Origin of the sequence: Pseudomonas sp. 91RF (genome assembly GCF_003576265.1) — a bacterium.
Lineage (GTDB): Bacteria > Pseudomonadota > Gammaproteobacteria > Pseudomonadales > Pseudomonadaceae > Aquipseudomonas > Aquipseudomonas kribbensis.
Genome location: NZ_QWFC01000038.1, coordinates 165,217 through 187,262 on the forward strand (window position 1 = coordinate 165,217; position 22,046 = coordinate 187,262).

Below are 22,046 nucleotides of genomic sequence, written 5' to 3' on the forward strand. Positions count from 1 at the left end.
CCTGGTTCAGCGACTTCGATCAGAACGGAATATCGTCATCGAAGCTGTCGAAATCCGGAGCCGGTTGCGGTGCGGCCTGCTGTGGAGCCGGGGCCGGACGCTGCTGAGGAGCCGACTGCTGCGGACGCGGAGCCTGCTGGCGTGGCGCCTGTTGCTGATAGTTGTTGCCACCGCCTTGTTGGTCGCCCTGTTGTGGACGGCCGCCCAGCAGTTGCATGGTGCCTTGCATGTCGACCACGATCTCGGTGGTGTAACGCTTGATGCCGTCTTTTTCCCACTCACGGGTCTGCAGCTTGCCTTCGATGTACACCTGCGAACCCTTGCGCAGGTATTCGCCGGCGATTTCGGCGACCTTGCCGAACATCGATACGCGGTGCCACTCGGTCTTCTCGACCTTCTGACCGGTCTGCTTGTCGGTCCACTGTTCGCTGGTTGCCAGACTCAGGTTGGTCACGGCGTTACCGTTAGGCAAGTAGCGAACTTCGGGATCCTGGCCGCAAGTGCCGACCAATATGACTTTGTTAACCCCACGGGCCATAACGTTCTCCTAGGCTTCGCAAGCAGCCCCGGCCGGGTTGTTCACCAGGCGTTCGAGGGTGTCGCGATCCACTAATTCTTTATCCAGTTTGATGTAAACAGCCGCTTCATCGGCGACTATCACTGCATCTGTTACCCCTACGAGGGCCCTGAGGCGCTCGACCAGACCCGCTTCGCGGATCGCCTCGGGCGACAACGGCAAGCGCAGGCTCGTCACGTAGGGTGGTTCGCGCATGGTAACAGCAAAGGCCAGCCAGATGGCAGCCAGCCCGGCACATCCGAGGAACACAACCGACAGACCGCCATGCTGGAACATCCAGCCGCCAAGAATCCCGCCGAGTGCCGAACCGAGGAACTGGCTGGTGGAGTACACGCCCATGGCCGTGCCCTTGCCACCTGCCGGTGAAACCTTGCTGATCAGCGACGGCAGCGAGGCTTCCAGCAGATTGAACGCGGTAAAGAACACCACCGTCCCGATCACCAGAGCCCGCAGGCTGTCACCGAACTGCCAGAAGAATAGCTCAGTGAGCATCAGCGTCATGACAGCGCCGAGCAAAACTCGTTTCATTTTGCGTTTCTTCTCGCCGTAGATGATGAACGGGATCATGGCGAAGAAGGAGATCAACAGGGCCGTAAGGTAGACCCACCAGTGCTGTTCCTTGGGCAGCCCGGCTTTTTCCACCAAGGCCAGGGGCAGCGCGACGAAGCTCGACATCAACATCGCATGTAACACAAAAATGCCGAGATCCAGGCGCAGCAGGTCCGGGTGCTTGAGCGTCGGCATCAATGCCTGGCGCGCCACGCCGGACTCACGATGACTCAGCGGCCCGGTGGATTTCGGCACCATGAACAGCACGATCACGATACCCACCAGCGCCATGCCGCCGGTGGCCAGGAACAGGCCGGAAAGACCGAATGCGCGGGTCAGCAACGGACCGACCACCATGGCCACGGCGAACGACAGGCCGATGGTCATGCCGATCATCGCCATGGCCTTGGTGCGGTGCTGTTCGCGGGTCAGGTCGGAAAGCAGTGCCATGACCGCTGCGGAAATCGCGCCGGCACCCTGCAGGATCCGACCGGCAATCACGCCCCAGATCGAGTCGGCCTGGGCCGCCAGCACGCTGCCGAGGGCAAAGACGATCAGCCCCAGGTAAATCACCGGGCGACGACCGATACGGTCGGAGATGATCCCGAACGGGATCTGGAAAATCGCCTGGGTCAGGCCGTAAGCGCCAATCGCCAGCCCGATGAGGGCCGGGGTCGCTCCCGCCAGATCCATGCCATAGGTCGCCAGTACCGGCAGCACCATGAACATGCCAAGCATACGGAAGGCGAACACCAGGGCCAGACCGCTCGCCGCGCGGGTCTCGCTGCCACTCATGCGTTCGCTGTGGGGATCGTGCATGGAAAAACCTCGTGTGAACCGGCGGCGATTCTACCAGTCCCATCGAAAGACGGGGTATATCGCGACGCTATGACGCGTATAGATGAAACTCTCTTCATGCAAGGTGGAAAACCCTTCATTCGATAGTGTGCATCCATCCAGTATTTGGCCGTATACTCCTGTGTTTTCGACGCCCGCCGAGCGAGGCCACTTTGGACAAGATCCTGATACGTGGGGCCCGTACCCACAACCTGAAGAACATCGACCTGACCCTGCCACGGGACAAACTGATCGTCATCACCGGCCTGTCCGGATCCGGCAAGTCGTCCCTGGCCTTCGACACGCTCTATGCCGAAGGTCAGCGCCGCTATGTCGAATCCCTGTCGGCCTATGCCCGGCAGTTCCTGTCGATGATGGAAAAACCCGACGTCGACACCATCGAAGGCCTGTCGCCGGCGATCTCCATCGAACAGAAGTCGACCTCGCACAACCCGCGCTCCACGGTCGGCACCATCACCGAAATCTACGACTACCTGCGTCTGCTTTATGCACGCGTCGGTACGCCGCGCTGCCCGGATCACGACATTCCGCTGGAAGCCCAGACCGTCAGCCAGATGGTTGACCTGGTGCTGGCACAGCCGGAAGGCAGCAAGCTGATGCTTCTGGCGCCAGTGATCCGTGAGCGCAAGGGTGAACATCTTTCGGTGTTCGAAGAGCTGCGCGCCCAGGGCTTCGTCCGCGCCCGGGTCAACGGCCGGCTCTGTGAGCTCGACGAGCTGCCAAAGCTGGATAAACAGAAAAAGCACACCATTGAAGTCGTGGTTGACCGCTTCAAGGTTCGCGCAGATTTGCAGCAGCGTCTGGCCGAGTCCTTCGAGACCGCACTGAAGCTGGCCGATGGCATCGCCCTGGTGGCACCGATGGACGACGAGCCGGGTGAAGAGATGATCTTCTCCGCGCGCTTCGCCTGCCCGATCTGCGGCCACGCGATCAGCGAGCTGGAACCCAAGCTGTTTTCCTTCAACAACCCGGCCGGCGCCTGCCCGACCTGTGACGGTCTGGGGGTGAAGCAGTTCTTCGACATCAAGCGTCTGGTCAACGGTGAGCTGACCCTGGCCGAAGGCGCAATACGTGGCTGGGACAGGCGCAACGTCTATTACTTCCAGATGCTTGGCTCACTGGCTGCGCATTACGGCTTCAGCCTGGAGCAGCCGTTCAACGAACTGCCGGCGGATCAGCAGAAATACATTCTGCATGGCAGCGGTTCGCAGAACGTCGACTTCAAGTACCTCAATGACCGGGGTGACATCGTCAAGCGTTCGCACCCGTTCGAAGGCATCGTGCCGAACCTCGAACGCCGCTACCGCGAAACCGAGTCGGCCAGTGTGCGTGAAGAACTGGCGAAGTTCCTCAGCACCCAGTCCTGCCCGGATTGCCGCGGTACCCGCCTGCGTCGCGAAGCGCGGCACGTGTGGGTTGGCGAGAAAACCCTGCCGGCGGTGACCAACCTGCCGATCGGTGATGCCTGCGACTACTTCGGCGATTTGAAGATGACCGGCCGCCGTGGCGAAATTGCCGACAAGATTCTCAAGGAAATCCGTGAGCGTCTGCAGTTCCTGGTCAATGTAGGGCTGGATTACCTGTCGCTGGATCGCAGTGCCGATACCCTGTCCGGCGGTGAGGCCCAGCGGATTCGTCTGGCCAGCCAGATCGGCGCCGGTCTGGTCGGGGTTCTGTACATCCTCGATGAGCCGTCCATCGGCCTGCACCAGCGTGACAACGACCGTCTGCTCGGCACCCTCAAGCACCTGCGCGATATCGGCAACACGGTCATCGTGGTCGAGCACGACGAAGATGCGATCCGCTTGGCTGACTACGTAGTGGATATCGGTCCGGGTGCCGGCGTTCATGGAGGACAGATCGTCGCCGAAGGCACGCCGGATGAAGTCATGGCGCATCCGGACTCGCTCACCGGCAAATACCTGTCGGGTCGGGTCAAGATCGAAGTGCCGGCCAAACGCACGCCGCGCAACAAGAAACAGGTCCTGTCGCTCAAGGGCGCGCGGGGCAACAACCTGCGCAATGTCGACCTCGAGATCCCGATCGGCCTGCTGACATGCGTGACCGGTGTTTCCGGCTCCGGCAAGTCGACGCTGATCAACAACACGCTGTTTCCGCTGAGCGCCACGGCCCTCAATGGCGCGACCACTCTGGAAGCGGCAGCGCACGACAGCATCAAGGGCCTGGAGCATCTGGACAAGGTCGTCGATATCGACCAGAGCCCGATCGGTCGCACGCCGCGCTCCAACCCGGCGACCTACACCGGGCTGTTCACGCCGATCCGCGAGCTGTTTGCCGGCGTGCCGGAGTCCCGCTCCCGTGGTTATGGCCCGGGGCGTTTCTCGTTCAACGTCAAGGGCGGTCGTTGCGAGGCTTGCCAGGGCGACGGCCTGATCAAGGTGGAAATGCACTTCCTGCCGGATATCTACGTGCCGTGCGATGTGTGCAAGAGTAAGCGTTACAACCGCGAAACCCTGGAGATCAAATACAAGGGCAAGAGCATCCACGAAACCCTCGAGATGACCATCGAGGAAGCGCGGGAGTTCTTCGACGCGGTGCCGGCGCTGGCGCGCAAGCTGCAGACGCTGATGGATGTGGGTCTGTCGTACATCAAGCTCGGGCAGTCGGCGACCACGCTGTCCGGTGGTGAGGCGCAGCGGGTCAAGTTGTCCCGCGAGCTATCCAAGCGCGATACCGGCAAGACTCTGTACATCCTCGATGAGCCGACCACCGGTCTGCACTTCGCAGATATCCAGCAATTGCTCGATGTGCTGCATCGCCTGCGCGACCACGGCAACACCGTGGTCGTGATCGAACACAACCTTGACGTGATCAAGACCGCCGACTGGCTGGTGGATCTCGGCCCCGAGGGTGGTTCGAAAGGCGGGCAGATCATCGCGACCGGTACGCCGGAGGAAGTGGCCGAGATGAAGCAATCTCACACCGGTCATTACCTCAAGCCACTGCTGATCCGCGATCGGGCCTGATTGCCGGGCATGAAAAAGCCCCTGTCACTTCATCGGTGAGAGGGGCTTTTTTTGTAACGGCTGCAATCAGGACGTGTGGGATTGCAGGTAATTCTGGATACCGATCAACTTGATCAGGCCCAACTGCTTTTCAAGCCAGTAGGTGTGATCTTCTTCAGTGTCGTGCAACTGAAGTTTGAGGATATCGCGGCTTACGTAGTCGCCGTGCTTCTCGCACAGCTCGATGCCTTTGCACAGTGCGGCACGAACCTTGTACTCGAGGCGCAGATCCGCTTCGAGCATGGTTTCCACCGTGGTGCCGACATCCAGGTCATCCGGACGCATGCGCGGGGTGCCTTCGAGCATGAGAATCCGGCGCATCAGCGCATCGGCGTGACCGGCTTCTTCTTCCATCTCGTGGTTGATTCGTTCGTAGAGCTTGGTGAATCCCCAGTCCTCATACATCCGCGAGTGAACGAAATATTGGTCACGCGCGGCCAGTTCGCCGGTCAGCAACGTGTTGAGGTAATCGATAACGTCTGGGTGGCCTTGCATCGCCCTACATCTCCCTTCTTGAAAGTCTGTAGTTTGAACCAACATGACCGCAAGGTCACTTACTTCGCGCAATAAAAGCGAAGATATTCTGAGAAAAGCAGGTTAAATAACGCAAAAACCGCCCTAATGAGGGCGGTTCTGCTTCTCGTTTAGACTTCGTTAAGCTGTACGTTGAGCAGCTTTGCGATTGCTTCTCCGTACGCCGGGTCAGCCTTGTAGAAATGCTGCAACTGACGGTCCACAACGTCACTCGAAACACCGGCCATCGCACCGGCGATATTGTTGACCAGCAAGGCTTTCTGCTCGTCGCTCATCAAACGGAACAGTGCTCCCGCGTGGCTGTAGTAGTCGGTGTCTTCGCGGTGATCGTAGCGATCAGCTGAACCGCTCAAGGCCAGTGCAGGTTCGGCGTAGTGCGGCGCTTGTTTCGGCGACTCCACGTAACTGTTCGGCTCGTAGTTGGGTGCCGCACCACCGTTGCTGCCGAATGCCATCGAGCCATCCCGCTGGTAGGTGTTGACCGGGCTGCGCGGAGCGTTTACCGGCAGTTGCTGGTGATTGGTGCCTACACGGTAGCGATGCGCATCGGCATAAGCGAACACGCGGCCTTGCAGCATGCGATCCGGCGAGAGGCCGACGCCTGGCACCATGTTGCTCGGGCCGAACGCGGCTTGCTCGACTTCAGCAAAGTAGTTCAGCGGATTGCGATTCAACTCCAACTCACCGACTTCGATCAGCGGGAACTCCTTCTGCGACCAGGTTTTGGTCACGTCGAACGGGTTCTCGTAATGCGCCGCGGCCTGGGCCTCGGTCATGATCTGGATGCACACGCTCCATTTCGGGAAGTCACCACGCTCGATAGCCTCGAACAGGTCGCGCTGCGCGTAATCCGGATCAGTGCCCGCCAGGCGTGCCGCATCTGCCGGCGCGAGGTTCTTGATCCCTTGCTTGGTCTTGTAGTGCCACTTCACCCAGTGACGCTCGCCTTGTGCACTGATCAAGCTGTAAGTGTGGCTACCGAAGCCGTGCATATGACGGTAGCCATCCGGGATACCGCGATCAGAGAACAGAATGGTGACCTGATGCAGCGCCTCGGGCGAGTGCGACCAGAAGTCCCACATCATCTGCGCACTTTTCAGGTTGCTCTGCGGCAGGCGTTTCTGGGTGTGGATAAAGTCTGGAAACTTCAGCGGATCACGAATGAAGAACACGGGCGTGTTGTTGCCAACGATGTCCCAGTTGCCTTCTTCGGTGTAGAACTTCAGGGCAAAACCACGAGGATCGCGCTCGGTGTCAGCCGAGCCACGCTCACCGCCCACCGTGGAGAATCGCAGGAAAGTGGGCGTCTGCTTACCCACAGCAGAGAACAGCTTGGCGCTCGTGTATTGCGTGATATCGCGAGTGACGGTGAAGGTACCGTAGGCGCCCGAACCCTTGGCATGCACACGGCGCTCAGGAATGTTTTCGCGGTTGAAGTGAGCAAGCTTCTCGATCAAATGAAAGTCATCGAGCAGCAACGGTCCGCGCGGCCCGGCGGAGCGAGAGTTCTGGTTATCGGCGACTGGCGCACCGCTGGCGGTCGTAAGCGTCTTGTTCTGGCTCATGCGATCTTCTTCCTCTGTCAGTCTTGAACTGCGCCGGCTAATCGGCTTGTTGTGGAGTATCAATCATCAATATGACAGCCACAAATTCATTAACTCATGGCAATCAATAGAAAATAACTAATGACGAAACCCAGCACATAGTGCAGACCCAAACAGGGTAGAAGCTTGTACGAAAGGTGCATTTCTTACGCGCACAAAAAACCGGGCACTAGGCCCGGTTCTTTGTTTCAGACTGACGTCTTACTCAGCGGATACAGCTTCGCCGCCGACAGCACGATCAACCAGTTCGACGTACGCCATAGGCGCGTTGTCGCCAGCGCGGAAACCGCACTTGAGGATGCGCAGGTAGCCACCCTCACGGGTAGCGTAACGCTTGCCCAGGTCGTTGAAGAGCTTACCAACGATAGCTTTCGAACGAGTACGGTCGAAAGCCAGACGACGGTTAGCAACGCTGTCTGTCTTGGCCAGAGTGATCAGCGGCTCGGCAACGCGGCGCAGTTCTTTGGCTTTTGGCAGAGTAGTTTTGATCAGCTCGTGCTCGAACAGCGACACTGCCATGTTTTGGAACATGGCCTTGCGGTGCGAGCTGGTGCGGCTCAGGTGGCGACCACTTTTACGATGACGCATGGTTCATTCCTTACCAAACACTACGTTCGGTGATTACGACGATCAGGCAGTCGCCTTGTCGTCCTTCTTAAGACTTGCAGGCGGCCAGTTGTCGAGGCGCATGCCGAGGGACAGACCGCGGGAGGCCAGAACGTCCTTGATTTCAGTCAAGGATTTCTTGCCCAGGTTCGGAGTCTTCAACAGCTCTACTTCGGTGCGCTGGATCAGGTCACCGATGTAATAGATGTTTTCCGCCTTAAGGCAGTTAGCCGAACGTACAGTCAGTTCCAGATCGTCAACCGGGCGAAGCAGGATCGGATCGATCTCGTCTTCCTGCTCGACAACCACTGGCTCACTGTCACCCTTGAGGTCGACGAACGCAGCCAACTGCTGTTGCAGGATGGTTGCAGCACGACGGATAGCCTCTTCAGGATCCAGAGTACCGTTGGTTTCCAGATCAATAACCAGCTTGTCCAGGTTGGTACGCTGCTCGACACGGGCGTTTTCCACCACGTATGCGATACGGCGAACCGGGCTGAACGAAGAGTCAAGCTGCAAGCGACCGATGCTGCGGCTTTCGTCTTCATCGCTCTGACGCGAGTCGGCTGGTTCATAACCACGACCACGAGCTACGGTGAGCTTCATGTTCAGGGCGCCGTTAGACGCCAGGTTAGCGATTACGTGATCGGGATTAACGATCTCGACATCATGATCCAGCTGAATATCGGCAGCGGTAACCACCCCCGAACCCTTCTTCGACAAGGTCAGCGTAACTTCGTCACGGCCGTGCAGCTTGATAGCCAGACCTTTAAGGTTCAACAGGATTTCAATTACGTCTTCCTGTACACCTTCGATGGCGCTGTACTCGTGGAGCACACCGTCAATCTCGGCCTCGACTACTGCGCAGCCGGGCATTGAGGACAACAGGATGCGGCGCAGCGCGTTGCCCAGGGTGTGGCCGAAACCACGCTCGAGAGGCTCGAGAGTGATCTTGGCGCGGGTTGGACTGACAACCTGCACATCAATATGGCGGGGTGTCAGGAACTCATTTACCGAAATCTGCATGGATGCACCTATTTTCTAGCCCTTACTTGGAGTAGAGCTCGACAATCAGGCTTTCGTTGATGTCGGCGGACAGATCACTGCGAGCAGGAACGTTCTTGAAAACGCCCGACTTCTTCTCAGTGTCTACTTCTACCCACTCTACGCGGCCACGTTGAGCACACAGATCGAGAGCTTGGACAATGCGAAGTTGATTTTTTGCTTTCTCGCGAACAGCGACCACGTCACCAGCACGAACCTGGTACGAAGGAACGTTTACGGTCTGACCGTTAACGCTGATCGACTTGTGCGATACCAGCTGACGGGATTCGGCACGAGTCGAACCAAAGCCCATACGGTATACGACGTTGTCCAGGCGGCATTCGAGCAGTTGCAGCAGGTTTTCACCGGTTGCACCTTTCTTGCCAGCAGCTTCTTTGTAGTAGCCGCTGAACTGACGCTCGAGAACGCCGTAGATACGACGGACCTTCTGCTTTTCACGCAGTTGGGTGCCGTAGTCGGACTGGCGACCGCGGCGTTGGCCGTGGATACCAGGTGCTGCTTCAATGTTGCACTTCGATTCGATCGCGCGCACGCCGCTCTTCAGGAAGAGATCGGTGCCTTCGCGACGAGCGAGTTTGCATTTTGGACCAATGTAACGAGCCATTCTTTACAATCTCCTGGATTACACGCGGCGCTTCTTCGGCGGACGGCACCCGTTGTGCGGGATTGGCGTCACGTCGGTGATGCTGGCGATCTTGTAGCCACAGCCGTTCAAAGCGCGGACTGCGGATTCACGACCTGGACCTGGGCCCTTGACGTTTACGTCGAGGTTTTTCAGGCCATATTCCAGCGCAGCTTGACCAGCACGCTCAGCAGCTACTTGAGCAGCGAACGGGGTGGACTTGCGGGAACCGCGGAAACCCGAACCACCGGAGGTAGCCCAGGAAAGAGCGTTACCTTGACGGTCGGTAATGGTCACGATGGTGTTGTTAAAAGAGGCATGGATGTGGGCGATGCCATCAACCACTGTCTTTTTAACTTTTTTACGAGGACGAGCAGCAGGTTTTGCCATGATTAAATTCCTGTCGATTCGCTGGGGCGATTACTTGCGGATCGGCTTACGCGGACCTTTACGGGTACGCGCGTTGGTCTTGGTACGCTGACCGCGTACTGGCAGACCACGACGATGACGCAGACCGCGATAGCAACCGAGGTCCATCAAGCGCTTGATTTTCATGTTGATTTCGCGACGCAGGTCACCTTCAGTGGTGAACTTCGCCACTTCGCCACGCAGCTGTTCAATTTGCTCGTCGCTCAGATCCTTGATCTTTGCTGCTGGGTTTACCCCAGTCACTGCACAAATTTTCTGCGCAGTAGTGCGACCAACACCATAGATGTAGGTCAGCGAGATAACAGTATGCTTGTTATCTGGAATGTTAACGCCTGCAATACGGGCCATTCAGTGGGACTCCAATTGACAGCTACCTACGCCCCGGAAGCCAAGAAATAGGGCGCGAGATAATATCGCTGTAATAACAAATAATCAACCCGGCAGCGCACTAGCTGCCGGGCTTGAAGCACAATCACACTCAGCCTTGGCGCTGTTTGTGACGCGGTTCCGCGCTGCAAATTACTCGAACAACACCTTCGCGGCGAATAATCTTGCAGTTACGGCACAGCTTTTTCACCGATGCACGAACTTTCATCACCAACTCCTCGAACCTTATGGGTACTCAGCGCAACATGCCGCTGCCGTAACCCTTCAGGTTGGCTTTCTTCATCAGGGATTCGTACTGGTGCGAAACGAGGTGCGATTGTACTTGGGACATGAAGTCCATCACAACCACGACCACGATCAGCAACGAGGTCCCGCCAAGGTAGAACGGAACGTTTGCTGCAACCACCAGGAACTGGGGCAACAGGCACACGGCCGTCATGTAAAGAGCACCGAACATGGTCAAGCGAGTCAGAACGCCATCAATGTAGCGCGCAGACTGCTCACCTGGACGGATGCCCGGAATAAAGGCACCGGACTTCTTCAGGTTTTCCGCTACGTCTTTCGGATTGAACATCAACGCCGTATAGAAGAAGCAGAAGAAAATAATCCCTGCACTAAACAGCAGAATATTCAACGGCTGACCAGGAGCGATCGACTGCGAGATGTCCTGCAACCAGCCCATACCTTCAGACTGACCAAACCAGGCACCCAACGAAGCCGGGAACAGCAGAATGCTGCTCGCGAAAATAGCCGGAATAACGCCGGCCATGTTCACCTTCAGCGGCAAGTGGCTAGTCTGCGCAGCGAAAACCTTGCGGCCTTGCTGACGCTTGGCGTAGTGAACAGCGATACGACGCTGACCACGCTCAATGAACACCACGAAACCGATAATCGCTACTGCCAGCAAACCGATGGCAACCAGGGCGAAGATGTTGATATCACCCTGACGCGCAGACTCGAAAGACTGCCCGATTGCTCTCGGAAGACCGGCGACGATTCCCGAAAAAATCAACATCGAGATACCGTTGCCTACACCACGCTCAGTAATCTGCTCACCCAGCCACATCATGAACATCGCACCAGCCACAAACGTGGATACCGCGACGAAATGGAAGCCAAAGTCACCAGTGAACGCAACGCCCTGCCCCGCCAGGCCAATGGACATGCCAATGGCCTGGACGAGAGCGAGGACGACGGTGCCGTAGCGGGTGTACTGGCTGATCTTGCGACGGCCAGCTTCACCTTCCTTCTTCAACTGCTCCAGCTGCGGGCTGACGGCGGTCATCAGCTGCATGATGATCGATGCCGAAATGTACGGCATGATCCCCAGTGCAAAGATGCTCATCCGCTCCAGCGCGCCGCCGGAAAACATGTTGAACAAGCTAAGAATGGTCCCCTCATTCTGTCGAAACAGGTCCGCGAGTCGGTCCGGGTTGATACCTGGAACCGGGATGTGTGCGCCTATTCGGTAGACGATAATCGCCAGGAACAGAAAACGCAGACGAGCCCAGAGTTCAGACATACCGCCTTTGCCGAGCGCAGAGAGAGCACCTTGCTTAGCCATTTATTCCTCGAACTTGCCGCCAGCTGCTTCGATAGCCGCACGCGCACCTTTGGTGGCGCCGATTCCCTTGCCGATAGTGACAGCGCGAGTCACTTCACCGGACAGCATGATTTTCACACGCTGTACGTTGACGTTGATCACGTTGGCATCTTTCAGGGACTGCACGGTGACGATGTCGCCTTCCACTTTAGCCAGCTCGGACAGACGCACTTCTGCGCGATCCATGGCTTTCAGGGAAACGAAACCGAACTTCGGCAGGCGACGATGCAGCGGCTGTTGACCGCCTTCAAAGCCTGGAGCAATGGTGCCACCGGAGCGGGAGGTCTGACCTTTGTGACCACGGCCACCAGTCTTACCCAAACCACTACCGATACCACGGCCCGGACGATGCTTTTCGCGACGGGAACCCGGCGCTGGACTCAGATCATTGAGTTTCATCGATTAACCCTCGACACGCAGCATGTAGTAAGCCTTGTTGATCATCCCGCGATTCTCGGGAGTATCCTGGACTTCTACAGTGTGACCGATGCGACGCAGACCCAGACCCTTAACGCACAGTTTGTGGTTAGGGATGCGGCCGGTCATGCTTTTGATCAGCGTAACTTTAACGGTAGCCATGATTACTTGATCTCCTCAACACGCAGGCCACGCTTGGCTGCGATGGACTCAGGAGACTGCATAGCCTTCAGACCCTTGAAAGTGGCGTGAACCACGTTTACAGGGTTAGTCGAGCCGTAGCACTTGGCCAGAACGTTCTGAACGCCAGCAACTTCGAGGACAGCACGCATAGCGCCGCCAGCGATGATACCGGTACCTTCAGAAGCAGGCTGCATGTACACCTTCGAAGCGCCGTGGGCAGACTTCATTGCGTACTGCAGGGTAGTGCCGTTCAGATCAACCTGGATCATGTTGCGGCGAGCAGCTTCCATTGCCTTCTGGATCGCAGCAGGCACTTCACGCGACTTGCCACGGCCGAAGCCAACACGGCCCTTACCATCACCAACCACGGTCAACGCGGTGAAAGTGAAGATACGGCCGCCTTTAACGGTTTTGGCTACGCGGTTAACTTGAACCAGCTTCTCGATGTAGCCTTCGTCGCGCTTTTGGTCGTTATTTGACATAACTTAGAACTCCAGCCCAGCTTCACGAGCAGCATCAGCCAGCGCTTTTACGCGGCCGTGGTACTTGAAGCCAGAGCGGTCGAAAGCCACCTGCGAGACGCCAGCGGCCTTAGCACGCGTAGCGACCAGCTGGCCAACCTTAGTGGCCGCGTCGATGTTGCCAGTGGCGCCATCACGCAGTTCTTTATCCAAAGTCGAGGCGCTTGCCAGGACTTTGTTGCCGTCGGCCGAAATGACCTGGGCGTAGATGTGCTGCGAAGAGCGGAACACGCAGAGACGCACGACTTCGAGTTCGTGCATTTTCAGGCGTGCTTTGCGAGCGCGACGCAGTCGAGTAACTTTTTTGTCGGTCATTTGCTATGCCCTACTTCTTCTTGGCTTCTTTACGACGGACGACTTCGTCCGCGTAGCGCACACCTTTGCCTTTGTACGGCTCTGGTGGACGGAAGTCGCGGATCTCGGCGGCCACTTGACCTACCAGCTGCTTGTCGATGCCCTTGATCAGGATATCGGTCTGGCTAGGAGTCTCAGCGGTGATGCCTTCCGGCAGTTCGTAATCCACTGGGTGCGAGAAGCCAAGAGCCAGGTTCAGCACCTGACCTTTTGCTTGCGCTTTGTAACCAACACCGACCAGCTGGAGCTTGCGCTCGAAGCCTTGGCTTACGCCCTGGACCATGTTGTTTACCAACGCACGAGTGGTACCGGCCATTGCGCGAGTCTGCTGATCGCCATTGCGAGCAGCGAAACGCAGCTCACCGGCTTCTTCAACGATCTCAACGGACGAATGGACGTTCAGTTCAAGAGTACCCTTGGCACCCTTCACCGAAAGCTGTTGGCCTGCGAATTTTACTTCGACACCGGCTGGCAGCTTAACGGGGTTCTTAGCGACGCGAGACATGCTTATCCCCCCTTAGAACACAGTGCAAAGAACTTCGCCGCCGACACCGGCAGCGCGCGCAGCACGATCAGTCATCACACCTTTGTTGGTGGAGACGATAGACACACCGAGACCGCCACGTACTTTTGGCAGCTCTTCGACGGACTTGTACTGACGCAGGCCTGGACGGCTAACGCGCTTGACTTCTTCGATAACCGGACGGCCTTCGAAATATTTCAGCTCGATAGACAGCAGTGGTTTGGTTTCGCTGCTGATCTGATAACCCGCGATGTAACCTTCGTCCTTCAGGACTTTAGCTACAGCCACCTTCAACGTGGAAGAAGGCATGCTTACGACGGACTTTTCAGCCATCTGGGCATTACGGATTCGAGTTAGCATGTCCGCTAACGGGTCCTGCATACTCATGGGCTAGACGCTCCTAATACAGAAAAATTAGCCTTGCGGCTACTACTTGTCGCCGAGAAATTCCGGGCATAAAAACACGGGCTCAGGCGAGCCGGTCATTCTAGACACACCCCAGAAATGAATCAAGCCCCAAAAGGGGCTTGATTCATGTTCAAGGCCACCGATGGTCAGGTTCTTACGACCCCGACCATCGAGACTTTGACAGCAATTACCAGCTGGCTTTAACCAGACCTGGAACGTCACCACGCATTGCAGCTTCACGCAGCTTGTTACGGCCCAGGCCGAACTTGCGGTAAACGCCGTGCGGACGACCAGTCAGGCGGCAGCGGTTACGCATGCGCGAAGCGCTTGCGTCACGTGGCTGCTTCTGCAGAGCTACGGTAGCTTCCCAACGCGCTTCTGGACTTGCGTTCAGATCAACGATGATAGCTTTCAGCGCTGCACGCTTGGTGGCGTACTTGGCAACGGTGAGCTGACGCTTCAGCTCACGGTTTTTCATGCTCTTCTTGGCCATTTTCCTACTCCAATCAGTTGCGGAACGGGAATTTGAAAGCACGCAGCAGAGCGCGGCCTTCGTCATCGTTCTTGGCAGTGGTGGTCAGGGTAATGTCCAGACCGCGGAGAGCATCGATCTTGTCGTAGTCGATTTCCGGGAAAATGATCTGCTCTTTCACGCCCATGCTGTAGTTGCCACGACCATCGAAGGACTTGGCATTCAGGCCGCGGAAGTCGCGAACCCGAGGCAGGGAGATCGACAGCAGACGATCCAGGAACTCGTACATACGCTCACGGCGCAGGGTCACTTTGACGCCGATCGGCCAACCTTCACGGACTTTAAAGCCAGCGATGGATTTGCGAGCGTAGGTCACAACGACTTTCTGGCCGGTGATCTTTTCCAGGTCAGCAACAGCGTGCTCGATGACTTTTTTGTCGCCGATCGCTTCGCCCAGACCCATGTTCAGGGTGATTTTGGTAACGCGCGGAACTTCCATCACGTTCGAAAGCTTAAGTTCTTCCTTAAGTTTCGGTGCGATTTCCTTCCGGTAAATCTCTTTTAGTCGTGCCATGGTCTTCTACCTAGCAGTGTTCAAGCATCAACCGCTTTTTGGGTCGACTTGAAGACACGAATTTTCTTACCGTCTTCTACTTTGAAACCAACGCGGTCAGCCTTGTTGGTTTCGCCGTTGAAGATGGCGACGTTGGAAGCGTGCAGTGGCGCTTCTTTCTCGACGATACCGCCCTGTACGCCCGACATCGGGTTAGGCTTGGTATGACGCTTGACCAGGTTCAGACCACCAACAACCAGACGGTTGTCAGCAAGAACCTTCAGCACCTTACCGCGCTTACCTTTGTCTTTGCCGGCGATCACGATGATCTCGTCGTCACGACGAATCTTTTGCATGTCGGATCTCCTTACAGCACTTCTGGGGCGAGCGAGACGATCTTCATGAACTTCTCAGTACGAAGTTCACGGGTCACTGGCCCAAAGATACGGGTGCCGATCGGCTCTTGCTTGTTGTTCAGAAGAACAGCAGCGTTGCCATCAAAGCGGATAATGGAGCCATCAGCACGACGTACGCCGTGACGAGTGCGGACTACAACAGCAGTCATCACTTGGCCTTTTTTCACTTTACCGCGAGGAATTGCTTCCTTCACGGTAACTTTGATGATGTCACCGATACCAGCGTAACGACGATGGGAGCCACCCAGCACCTTGATGCACATAACGCGGCGAGCGCCGCTGTTATCGGCCACATCGAGCATGGATTGAGTCTGAATCATATAATTTCTCCGACCCCTAGCCCTTAGACTTCCACAGCGCGTTCGAGAACATCAACCAGCGCCCAAGACTTGGTCTTGGCCATCGGACGAGTTTCACGAATAGTGACTTTGTCGCCGATGTGGCACTGATTGGTTTCGTCGTGCGCGTGCAGCTTAGTCGAACGCTTAACGTATTTACCGTAGATCGGGTGCTTAACGCGACGCTCGATCAGAACGGTGATGGTTTTGTCCATCTTGTCGCTGACAACACGGCCAGTCAGCGTACGGACAGTTTTTTCGGCTTCAGCCATGATCACTTACCTGCCTGCTGGTTGAGCACAGTCTTCACGCGAGCGATGTCACGCTTAACTTGCGAGAGCAGATGAGACTGCCCCAACTGGCCAGTTGCTTTCTGCATGCGCAGATTGAACTGGTCGCGCAGCAAGCCGAGCAGTTGCTCGTTCAGCTGCTGTGCGGATTTTTCACGAAGTTCATTCGCTTTCATCACATCACCGTCCGTTTAACAAAGGAGGTGGCGAGCGGCAGCTTTGCAGCAGCCAGGGCGAAAGCCTCACGCGCCAGCTCTTCAGAAACACCCTCGATTTCATACAGGACTTTGCCTGGCTGAATCTGGGCAACCCAGTATTCCACGTTACCCTTACCTTTACCCATACGAACCTCGAGAGGCTTCTTGGAGATCGGCTTGTCCGGGAATACACGGATCCAGATCTTGCCACCACGTTTTACGTGACGGGTCAGAGCACGACGCGCTGACTCGATCTGACGAGCGGTGAGACGACCACGAGCAACAGACTTCAGCGCGAACTCGCCGAAGCTGACTTTGCTACCGCGCAGTGCCAGACCACGGTTGTGGCCGGTCATCTGCTTGCGGAACTTCGTACGCTTTGGTTGCAACATTTGGCGTACCCCTTACTTAGCAGCTTTTTTACGAGGCGCTGGTGCTTGTGGTTTCAGTTCTTCTTGGCGACCACCAATTACTTCGCCTTTGAAGATCCAAACCTTTACACCGATCACACCGTAGGTGGTGTGAGCTTCGTAGGTGGCATAGTCGATATCGGCACGCAGGGTGTGCAGTGGCACACGACCTTCGCGATACCATTCAGTACGTGCGATTTCAGCACCGCCGAGACGACCGCTCACTTGGATTTTGATGCCTTTGGCACCAATGCGCATGGCGTTCTGTACGGCGCGCTTCATGGCGCGACGGAACATCACACGACGCTCCAGCTGCTGAGCTACGCTCTGGGCAACCAGCATACCGTCGAGCTCCGGCTTGCGGATCTCTTCGATATTGATGTGCACAGGCACACCCATTTGCTTGGTCAGGTCCTGACGCAGTTTTTCAACATCTTCACCTTTCTTCCCGATAACGATACCTGGACGAGCGGTGTGGATGGTGATGCGTGCAGTTTGAGCCGGACGATGGATATCGATACGGCTTACGGACGCGCTTTTTAGTTTGTCTTGGAGATACTCACGCACCTTCAGATCTGCGAGCAAATAGTCCGCATAAGTCCGACCGTCTGCGTACCAGACGGAGGTGTGCTCCTTGACGATTCCCAGGCGAATGCCAATGGGATGTACTTTCTGACCCATCTCTTCGACTCCGTTACTTGTCAGCAACCTTGACAGTGATATGGCAAGACCGCTTGACGATGCGATCAGCACGGCCTTTGGCACGTGGCATGATGCGCTTCAGCGAACGCCCTTCGTTGACGAAAACGGTGCTGACCTTCAGGTCATCAACGTCTGCGCCTTCGTTATGCTCGGCGTTGGCTACGGCCGACTCCAGCACTTTTTTCATGATCTCGGCGGCTTTCTTACTGCTGAAAGCCAACAGGTTGAGCGCTTCGCCCACCTTCTTCCCGCGGATCTGGTCGGCGACCAAGCGGGCTTTCTGGGCGGAGATTCGAGCGCCCGACAACTTAGCGGCTACTTCCATTTCCTTACCCCTTAACGCTTGGCTTTCTTGTCTGCCACGTGCCCGCGATAGTTGCGGGTACCGGCGAACTCGCCCAGTTTGTGGCCGACCATGTCTTCGTTAACGAGAACTGGGACGTGCTGACGACCGTTGTGTACTGCGATGGTCAGACCGACCATTTGTGGCAGGATCATCGAACGGCGCGACCAAGTCTTAATTGGTTTGCGATCGTTCTTTTCCGCCGCCACTTCGATCTTCTTCAGTAGGTGAAGATCAATAAAAGGACCTTTTTTCAGAGAACGTGGCACTGTCGTATCCCTCTATTTACTTGCGACGACGGACGATCATTTTGTCGGTACGCTTATTACCACGAGTCTTCGCGCCCTTAGTCGGGAAGCCCCATGGCGATACCGGATGACGACCACCAGAGGTACGACCTTCACCACCACCATGTGGGTGGTCAACCGGGTTCATGGCAACACCACGAACGGTTGGGCGAACGCCACGCCAGCGCTTGGCACCAGCTTTACCCAGCGAACGCAGGCTGTGCTCGGAGTTCGAGACTTCGCCCAGGGTCGCACGGCACTCAGCCAGCACTTTACGCATTTCACCGGAACGCAGACGCAGGGTAACGTACACACCTTCACGAGCGATCAGCTGAGCCGAAGCACCAGCGGAACGAGCGATCTGTGCGCCTTTACCTGGCTTCAGTTCGATGCCGTGTACGGTAGAACCGACTGGAATGTTGCGCAGTTGCAGAGCGTTGCCTGGCTTGATTGGAGCCAGAGCGCCTGCGATCAGCTGGTCGCCAGCACTCACGCCTTTAGGGGCGATGATGTAGCGGCGCTCGCCGTCTGCGTAGCACAGCAGTGCGATGTGAGCAGTACGGTTTGGATCGTATTCGATACGCTCGACAGTGGCGACGATGCCATCTTTGTCGTTGCGACGAAAATCGACCATACGGTAATGCTGCTTATGACCACCACCGATGTGACGAGTGGTAATGCGGCCATTGTTGTTACGACCACCAGACTTCGATTTTTTCTCGAGCAGCGGTGCGTGAGGAGCGCCTTTATGCAGCTCCTGGTTGACCACCTTGACCACAAAACGGCGGCCAGGGGAAGTCGGTTTGCATTTAACGATTGCCATGATGCACCCCTTCCTTACTCAGCACTGCTGCTGAAATCGAGATCTTGGCCTGGCTGAAGGGAGATAACTGCCTTCTTCCAGTCATTACGCTTGCCCAGACCGCGAGCGGTGCGCTTGCTCTTACCCAGAACGTTCAGGGTAGTAACACGCTCAACTTTCACGCTGAACAGGCTTTCGACGGCCTTCTTGATTTCCAGCTTGGTTGCATCGGTAGCAACCTTGAAAACGAACTGGCCTTTCTTGTCTGCCAGAACCGTAGCCTTCTCGGAAACGTGCGGGCCAAGCAGAACTTTAAATACGCGTTCCTGGTTCATCCCAGCAGCTCCTCGAATTTCTTCACGGCCGACACGGTGATCAACACCTTGTCGTATGCGATCAGACTAACTGGATCGGAACCTTGCACGTCACGTACATCTACGTGTGGCAGGTTGCGAGCAGCCAGGTACAGGTTCTGATCAACAGCGTCAGACACGATCAGAACGTCGGTCAGGCTCATGTTGTTCAGTTTGCCCAGCAGGTCTTTGGTTTTCGGAGTTTCAACTGCGAAATCCTGAACCACGACCAGACGATCAGTACGCACCAGCTCAGCAAGGATGGAACGCATTGCAGCGCGGTACATCTTCTTGTTCAGCTTCTGGGAGTGATCCTGTGGACGAGCTGCGAAAGTGGTGCCGCCGCCGCGCCAGATTGGGCTGCGGATAGTACCGGCACGAGCACGGCCAGTACCTTTCTGACGCCATGGGCGCTTACCGCCACCACGAACGTCGGAACGGGTCTTTTGCTGCTTGCTACCTTGACGGCCGCCAGCCATGTAGGCCACGACTGCTTGGTGAACCAGCGTCTCGTTGAACTCGCCGCCAAATGTCAGTTCGGAAACTTCGATCGCTTGAGCGTCATTTACATTTAATTGCATGTCAGCTTCCCCTTAACCGCGAGCCTTGGCTGCTGGACGTACAACCAGGTTGCCGCCAGTAGCGCCAGGAACAGCACCCTTGACCAACAACAGATTGCGTTCAGCGTCCACGCGCACTACTTCCAGGGACTGCACGGTCACGCGCTCAGCGCCCATATGACCGGACATTTTTTTGCCCTTGAATACACGACCAGGAGTCTGGCACTGGCCGATAGAGCCTGGGACGCGGTGGGATACGGAGTTACCGTGGGTGTTATCTTGCCCGCGGAAGTTCCAACGCTTGATCGTACCCTGGAAGCCTTTACCTTTGGACTGACCGGTTACATCAACCAGTTGACCAGCAGCGAAGATTTCAGCGTTGATCAGATCGCCGGCCTGGTACTCGCCTTCTTCAAGGCGGAATTCCATTACGGTACGACCAGCGGCAACGTTCGCCTTGGCGAAGTGGCCAGCCTGAGCAGCTGTAACACGGGAAGCACGACGCTCGCCGACAGTGACTTGCACTGCACGATAGCCATCGGTTTCTTCAGTTTTGAACTGGGTGACGCGATTCGGCTCGATCTCAATGACCGTGACCGGAATGGAGACACCTTCTTCGGTGAAAATACGGGTCATACCCGCTTTACGACCGACTACACCAATAGTCATGTTGTAAACCTCATGAGTGTACGGGGCTTTCACCCGCTATGGCCGCCCATTTCAGAGCGTTACACGACCAAGACCGAGTCTTAGCCGAGGCTGATCTGCACTTCCACACCGGCCGCAAGATCAAGCTTCATAAGAGCATCAACGGTTTTATCCGTTGGCTGGACGATGTCCAGAACGCGCTTATGAGTGCGGATTTCGTACTGGTCACGCGCGTCTTTGTTGACGTGCGGGGAAACCAGAACGGTGAACCGCTCTTTACGGGTAGGCAGTGGAATTGGACCACGCACTTGAGCACCAGTACGTTTCGCGGTTTCCACGATTTCCTGGGTTGATTGGTCGATCAGGCGATGGTCAAAAGCCTTCAACCTGATACGGATTTGCTGATTTTGCATTGGATTTCAGACTCCGGCTGCTATTCCCACCGGGCGCAATACGCCCGTTAAAAGGAGGCGCAATTCTATAGACGCCCCAGATAGGTGTCAACCCAATAAAAAAGCCCCCGCTAAGCGGGGGCTTTTTCAACTCATCGAAGCTATCTCAAAAAAGAGATTACTCGATGATTTTGGCTACGACGCCAGCGCCGACGGTACGACCGCCTTCACGGATAGCGAAACGCAGACCGTCTTCCATCGCGATGGTTTTGATCAGGGTAACAGTCATCTGAATGTTGTCACCTGGCATTACCATTTCAACGCCTTCTGGCAGCTCGCAGTTACCAGTCACGTCAGTAGTACGGAAGTAGAACTGTGGACGGTAGCCTTTGAAGAACGGAGTGTGACGACCGCCTTCTTCCTTGCTCAGAACGTAAACTTCTGCGGTGAACTTGGTGTGAGGCTTAACCGAACCCGGCTTAACCAGAACCTGACCACGCTCAACGTCGTCACGCTTGGTGCCACGCAGCAGAACGCCGCAGTTCTCGCCAGCACGACCTTCGTCCAGCAGCTTGCGGAACATCTCAACACCGGTGCAGGTGGTGGTGGTGGTGTCACGCAGACCAACGATTTCCAGGGCGTCCTGAACGCGGACGATACCACGCTCGATACGACCAGTTACTACGGTACCGCGACCCGAGATCGAGAACACGTCTTCGATTGGCATCAGGAATGGCTTGTCGATAGCACGCTCTGGCTCTGGGATGTAGCTGTCCAGAGTTTCCACCAGCTTCTTGACAGCGCTGGTGCCCATTTCGTTGTCGTCTTTGCCTTCCAGCGCCATACGAGCCGAACCAATGATGATCGGAGTGTCGTCGCCTGGGAAGTCATAGGTGGACAGCAGGTCGCGAACTTCCATCTCAACCAGTTCCAGCAGCTCTGCGTCGTCTACCAGGTCAGCCTTGTTCAGGAAAACCACGATGTACGGAACGCCTACCTGACGGGACAGCAGGATGT

The 22,046-nt window shown here is 56.5% G+C and carries 34 protein-coding genes; 1 reads left to right on the plus strand and 33 read right to left on the minus strand.

The annotated features are described in order from the left end of the window. Window positions 1-19: 19 nt before the first annotated feature. Complete coding sequence (locus DXT77_RS20550; RefSeq protein ID WP_007966163.1) at window positions 20-538, minus strand: single-stranded DNA-binding protein; 519 nt, start codon at window positions 536-538, stop codon at window positions 20-22. A 9-nt stretch (window positions 539-547) separates the two neighbouring features. Next, window positions 548-1,945 carry an MFS transporter gene (locus tag DXT77_RS20555; protein ID WP_119428952.1) on the minus strand — a complete coding sequence of 466 codons (1,398 nt, stop codon included), beginning with the start codon at window positions 1,943-1,945 and terminating at the stop codon, window positions 548-550. Between the two features lie 191 nt (window positions 1,946-2,136). On the opposite strand from DXT77_RS20555, the gene uvrA reads away from it, so the two are divergent. Beyond that, window positions 2,137-4,971, plus strand: a complete 2,835-nt coding sequence (uvrA, locus tag DXT77_RS20560) for an excinuclease ABC subunit UvrA (RefSeq protein WP_119428953.1) — start codon at window positions 2,137-2,139, stop codon at window positions 4,969-4,971. A 66-nt stretch (window positions 4,972-5,037) separates the two neighbouring features. Here uvrA and bfr read toward each other — a convergent pair whose 3' ends face one another. The 31 genes from bfr to DXT77_RS20715 form a co-directional block, all read right to left on the minus strand. Continuing rightward, window positions 5,038-5,505 carry a bacterioferritin gene (gene bfr / locus DXT77_RS20565; RefSeq protein WP_065259514.1) on the minus strand — a complete coding sequence of 156 codons (468 nt, stop codon included), beginning with the start codon at window positions 5,503-5,505 and terminating at the stop codon, window positions 5,038-5,040. A gap of 149 nt (window positions 5,506-5,654) precedes the next feature. After that, on the minus strand, window positions 5,655-7,109 hold the full coding sequence (locus DXT77_RS20570) for a catalase (RefSeq protein ID WP_119428954.1): 1,455 nt from the start codon (window positions 7,107-7,109) through the stop codon (window positions 5,655-5,657). 240 nt (window positions 7,110-7,349) lie between these two features. Continuing rightward, window positions 7,350-7,736, minus strand: a complete 387-nt coding sequence (rplQ, locus tag DXT77_RS20575) for a 50S ribosomal protein L17 (protein ID WP_007955635.1) — start codon at window positions 7,734-7,736, stop codon at window positions 7,350-7,352. Between the two features lie 42 nt (window positions 7,737-7,778). Next, window positions 7,779-8,780, minus strand: coding sequence for a DNA-directed RNA polymerase subunit alpha (gene rpoA, locus DXT77_RS20580; RefSeq protein ID WP_003186012.1), 1,002 nt, complete (start codon window positions 8,778-8,780; stop codon window positions 7,779-7,781). A 22-nt stretch (window positions 8,781-8,802) separates the two neighbouring features. Continuing rightward, window positions 8,803-9,423, minus strand: a complete 621-nt coding sequence (rpsD, locus tag DXT77_RS20585; protein ID WP_003176404.1) for a 30S ribosomal protein S4 — start codon at window positions 9,421-9,423, stop codon at window positions 8,803-8,805. A gap of 18 nt (window positions 9,424-9,441) precedes the next feature. Then, a complete protein-coding gene (gene rpsK, locus DXT77_RS20590) occupies window positions 9,442-9,831 on the minus strand; it encodes a 30S ribosomal protein S11 (protein ID WP_002555466.1) in 390 nt (129 codons plus the stop codon). A 30-nt stretch (window positions 9,832-9,861) separates the two neighbouring features. Then, on the minus strand, window positions 9,862-10,218 hold the full coding sequence (gene rpsM, locus DXT77_RS20595) for a 30S ribosomal protein S13 (protein WP_003186020.1): 357 nt from the start codon (window positions 10,216-10,218) through the stop codon (window positions 9,862-9,864). Between the two features lie 130 nt (window positions 10,219-10,348). Beyond that, window positions 10,349-10,465, minus strand: a complete 117-nt coding sequence (gene rpmJ / locus DXT77_RS20600; protein ID WP_002555468.1) for a 50S ribosomal protein L36 — start codon at window positions 10,463-10,465, stop codon at window positions 10,349-10,351. Window positions 10,466-10,492: 27 nt separating this feature from the next. Then, on the minus strand, window positions 10,493-11,821 hold the full coding sequence (gene secY / locus DXT77_RS20605) for a preprotein translocase subunit SecY (protein WP_003228718.1): 1,329 nt from the start codon (window positions 11,819-11,821) through the stop codon (window positions 10,493-10,495). Continuing rightward, window positions 11,822-12,259: a 50S ribosomal protein L15 gene (gene rplO, locus DXT77_RS20610; protein ID WP_003228720.1), complete on the minus strand. Its 438-nt coding sequence runs from the start codon at window positions 12,257-12,259 to the stop codon at window positions 11,822-11,824. Between the two features lie 3 nt (window positions 12,260-12,262). After that, complete coding sequence (gene rpmD / locus DXT77_RS20615) at window positions 12,263-12,439, minus strand: 50S ribosomal protein L30 (protein WP_003176408.1); 177 nt, start codon at window positions 12,437-12,439, stop codon at window positions 12,263-12,265. A 2-nt stretch (window positions 12,440-12,441) separates the two neighbouring features. Then, window positions 12,442-12,942 carry a 30S ribosomal protein S5 gene (gene rpsE, locus DXT77_RS20620; RefSeq protein ID WP_007955637.1) on the minus strand — a complete coding sequence of 167 codons (501 nt, stop codon included), beginning with the start codon at window positions 12,940-12,942 and terminating at the stop codon, window positions 12,442-12,444. A gap of 3 nt (window positions 12,943-12,945) precedes the next feature. After that, the gene (rplR, locus tag DXT77_RS20625) at window positions 12,946-13,296 is read right to left on the minus strand and encodes a 50S ribosomal protein L18 (protein ID WP_003186037.1); all 351 of its coding nucleotides are present in this window, start codon (window positions 13,294-13,296) and stop codon (window positions 12,946-12,948) included. A 10-nt stretch (window positions 13,297-13,306) separates the two neighbouring features. After that, window positions 13,307-13,840, minus strand: coding sequence for a 50S ribosomal protein L6 (gene rplF / locus DXT77_RS20630; protein WP_065259511.1), 534 nt, complete (start codon window positions 13,838-13,840; stop codon window positions 13,307-13,309). Window positions 13,841-13,852: 12 nt separating this feature from the next. Then, the gene (rpsH, locus tag DXT77_RS20635) at window positions 13,853-14,245 is read right to left on the minus strand and encodes a 30S ribosomal protein S8 (protein WP_011336171.1); all 393 of its coding nucleotides are present in this window, start codon (window positions 14,243-14,245) and stop codon (window positions 13,853-13,855) included. 208 nt (window positions 14,246-14,453) lie between these two features. Further along, a complete protein-coding gene (gene rpsN / locus DXT77_RS20640; RefSeq protein ID WP_003228726.1) occupies window positions 14,454-14,759 on the minus strand; it encodes a 30S ribosomal protein S14 in 306 nt (101 codons plus the stop codon). A 13-nt stretch (window positions 14,760-14,772) separates the two neighbouring features. Continuing rightward, a complete protein-coding gene (gene rplE / locus DXT77_RS20645) occupies window positions 14,773-15,312 on the minus strand; it encodes a 50S ribosomal protein L5 (RefSeq protein ID WP_003210069.1) in 540 nt (179 codons plus the stop codon). A 20-nt stretch (window positions 15,313-15,332) separates the two neighbouring features. Beyond that, window positions 15,333-15,647, minus strand: a complete 315-nt coding sequence (rplX, locus tag DXT77_RS20650) for a 50S ribosomal protein L24 (protein ID WP_003186046.1) — start codon at window positions 15,645-15,647, stop codon at window positions 15,333-15,335. Between the two features lie 11 nt (window positions 15,648-15,658). Continuing rightward, window positions 15,659-16,027 carry a 50S ribosomal protein L14 gene (rplN, locus tag DXT77_RS20655; protein WP_002555479.1) on the minus strand — a complete coding sequence of 123 codons (369 nt, stop codon included), beginning with the start codon at window positions 16,025-16,027 and terminating at the stop codon, window positions 15,659-15,661. 23 nt (window positions 16,028-16,050) lie between these two features. Continuing rightward, entirely contained in the window at window positions 16,051-16,317 is a 267-nt protein-coding gene (gene rpsQ, locus DXT77_RS20660; protein WP_003194644.1) for a 30S ribosomal protein S17, read from the minus strand. A 2-nt stretch (window positions 16,318-16,319) separates the two neighbouring features. Then, window positions 16,320-16,511, minus strand: coding sequence for a 50S ribosomal protein L29 (gene rpmC, locus DXT77_RS20665; protein WP_002555481.1), 192 nt, complete (start codon window positions 16,509-16,511; stop codon window positions 16,320-16,322). Then, a complete protein-coding gene (gene rplP, locus DXT77_RS20670; protein ID WP_003228729.1) occupies window positions 16,511-16,924 on the minus strand; it encodes a 50S ribosomal protein L16 in 414 nt (137 codons plus the stop codon). Before rplP ends, rpmC begins: the two co-directional genes overlap by 1 nt. Before the next feature lie 12 nt (window positions 16,925-16,936). After that, window positions 16,937-17,623, minus strand: coding sequence for a 30S ribosomal protein S3 (gene rpsC / locus DXT77_RS20675; protein ID WP_085688068.1), 687 nt, complete (start codon window positions 17,621-17,623; stop codon window positions 16,937-16,939). Between the two features lie 13 nt (window positions 17,624-17,636). Further along, a complete protein-coding gene (rplV, locus tag DXT77_RS20680; RefSeq protein WP_003103908.1) occupies window positions 17,637-17,969 on the minus strand; it encodes a 50S ribosomal protein L22 in 333 nt (110 codons plus the stop codon). Between the two features lie 11 nt (window positions 17,970-17,980). Next, the gene (gene rpsS / locus DXT77_RS20685; RefSeq protein WP_011336172.1) at window positions 17,981-18,256 is read right to left on the minus strand and encodes a 30S ribosomal protein S19; all 276 of its coding nucleotides are present in this window, start codon (window positions 18,254-18,256) and stop codon (window positions 17,981-17,983) included. Between the two features lie 16 nt (window positions 18,257-18,272). Next, window positions 18,273-19,097, minus strand: a complete 825-nt coding sequence (rplB, locus tag DXT77_RS20690) for a 50S ribosomal protein L2 (protein WP_016772943.1) — start codon at window positions 19,095-19,097, stop codon at window positions 18,273-18,275. Window positions 19,098-19,111: 14 nt separating this feature from the next. After that, entirely contained in the window at window positions 19,112-19,411 is a 300-nt protein-coding gene (gene rplW, locus DXT77_RS20695) for a 50S ribosomal protein L23 (protein WP_002555488.1), read from the minus strand. Continuing rightward, window positions 19,408-20,010 (minus strand): 50S ribosomal protein L4, encoded by a 603-nt coding sequence (gene rplD / locus DXT77_RS20700; protein ID WP_003228735.1) that lies wholly within the window; start codon window positions 20,008-20,010, stop codon window positions 19,408-19,410. Before rplD ends, rplW begins: the two co-directional genes overlap by 4 nt. 12 nt (window positions 20,011-20,022) lie before the next feature. After that, window positions 20,023-20,658, minus strand: a complete 636-nt coding sequence (gene rplC, locus DXT77_RS20705; protein WP_007955641.1) for a 50S ribosomal protein L3 — start codon at window positions 20,656-20,658, stop codon at window positions 20,023-20,025. Between the two features lie 80 nt (window positions 20,659-20,738). Then, window positions 20,739-21,050 (minus strand): 30S ribosomal protein S10, encoded by a 312-nt coding sequence (gene rpsJ / locus DXT77_RS20710; protein ID WP_003186070.1) that lies wholly within the window; start codon window positions 21,048-21,050, stop codon window positions 20,739-20,741. A 157-nt stretch (window positions 21,051-21,207) separates the two neighbouring features. After that, the coding region (locus DXT77_RS20715; RefSeq protein ID WP_119426915.1) for an elongation factor Tu at window positions 21,208-22,046 on the minus strand (839 nt) is incomplete at its 5' end.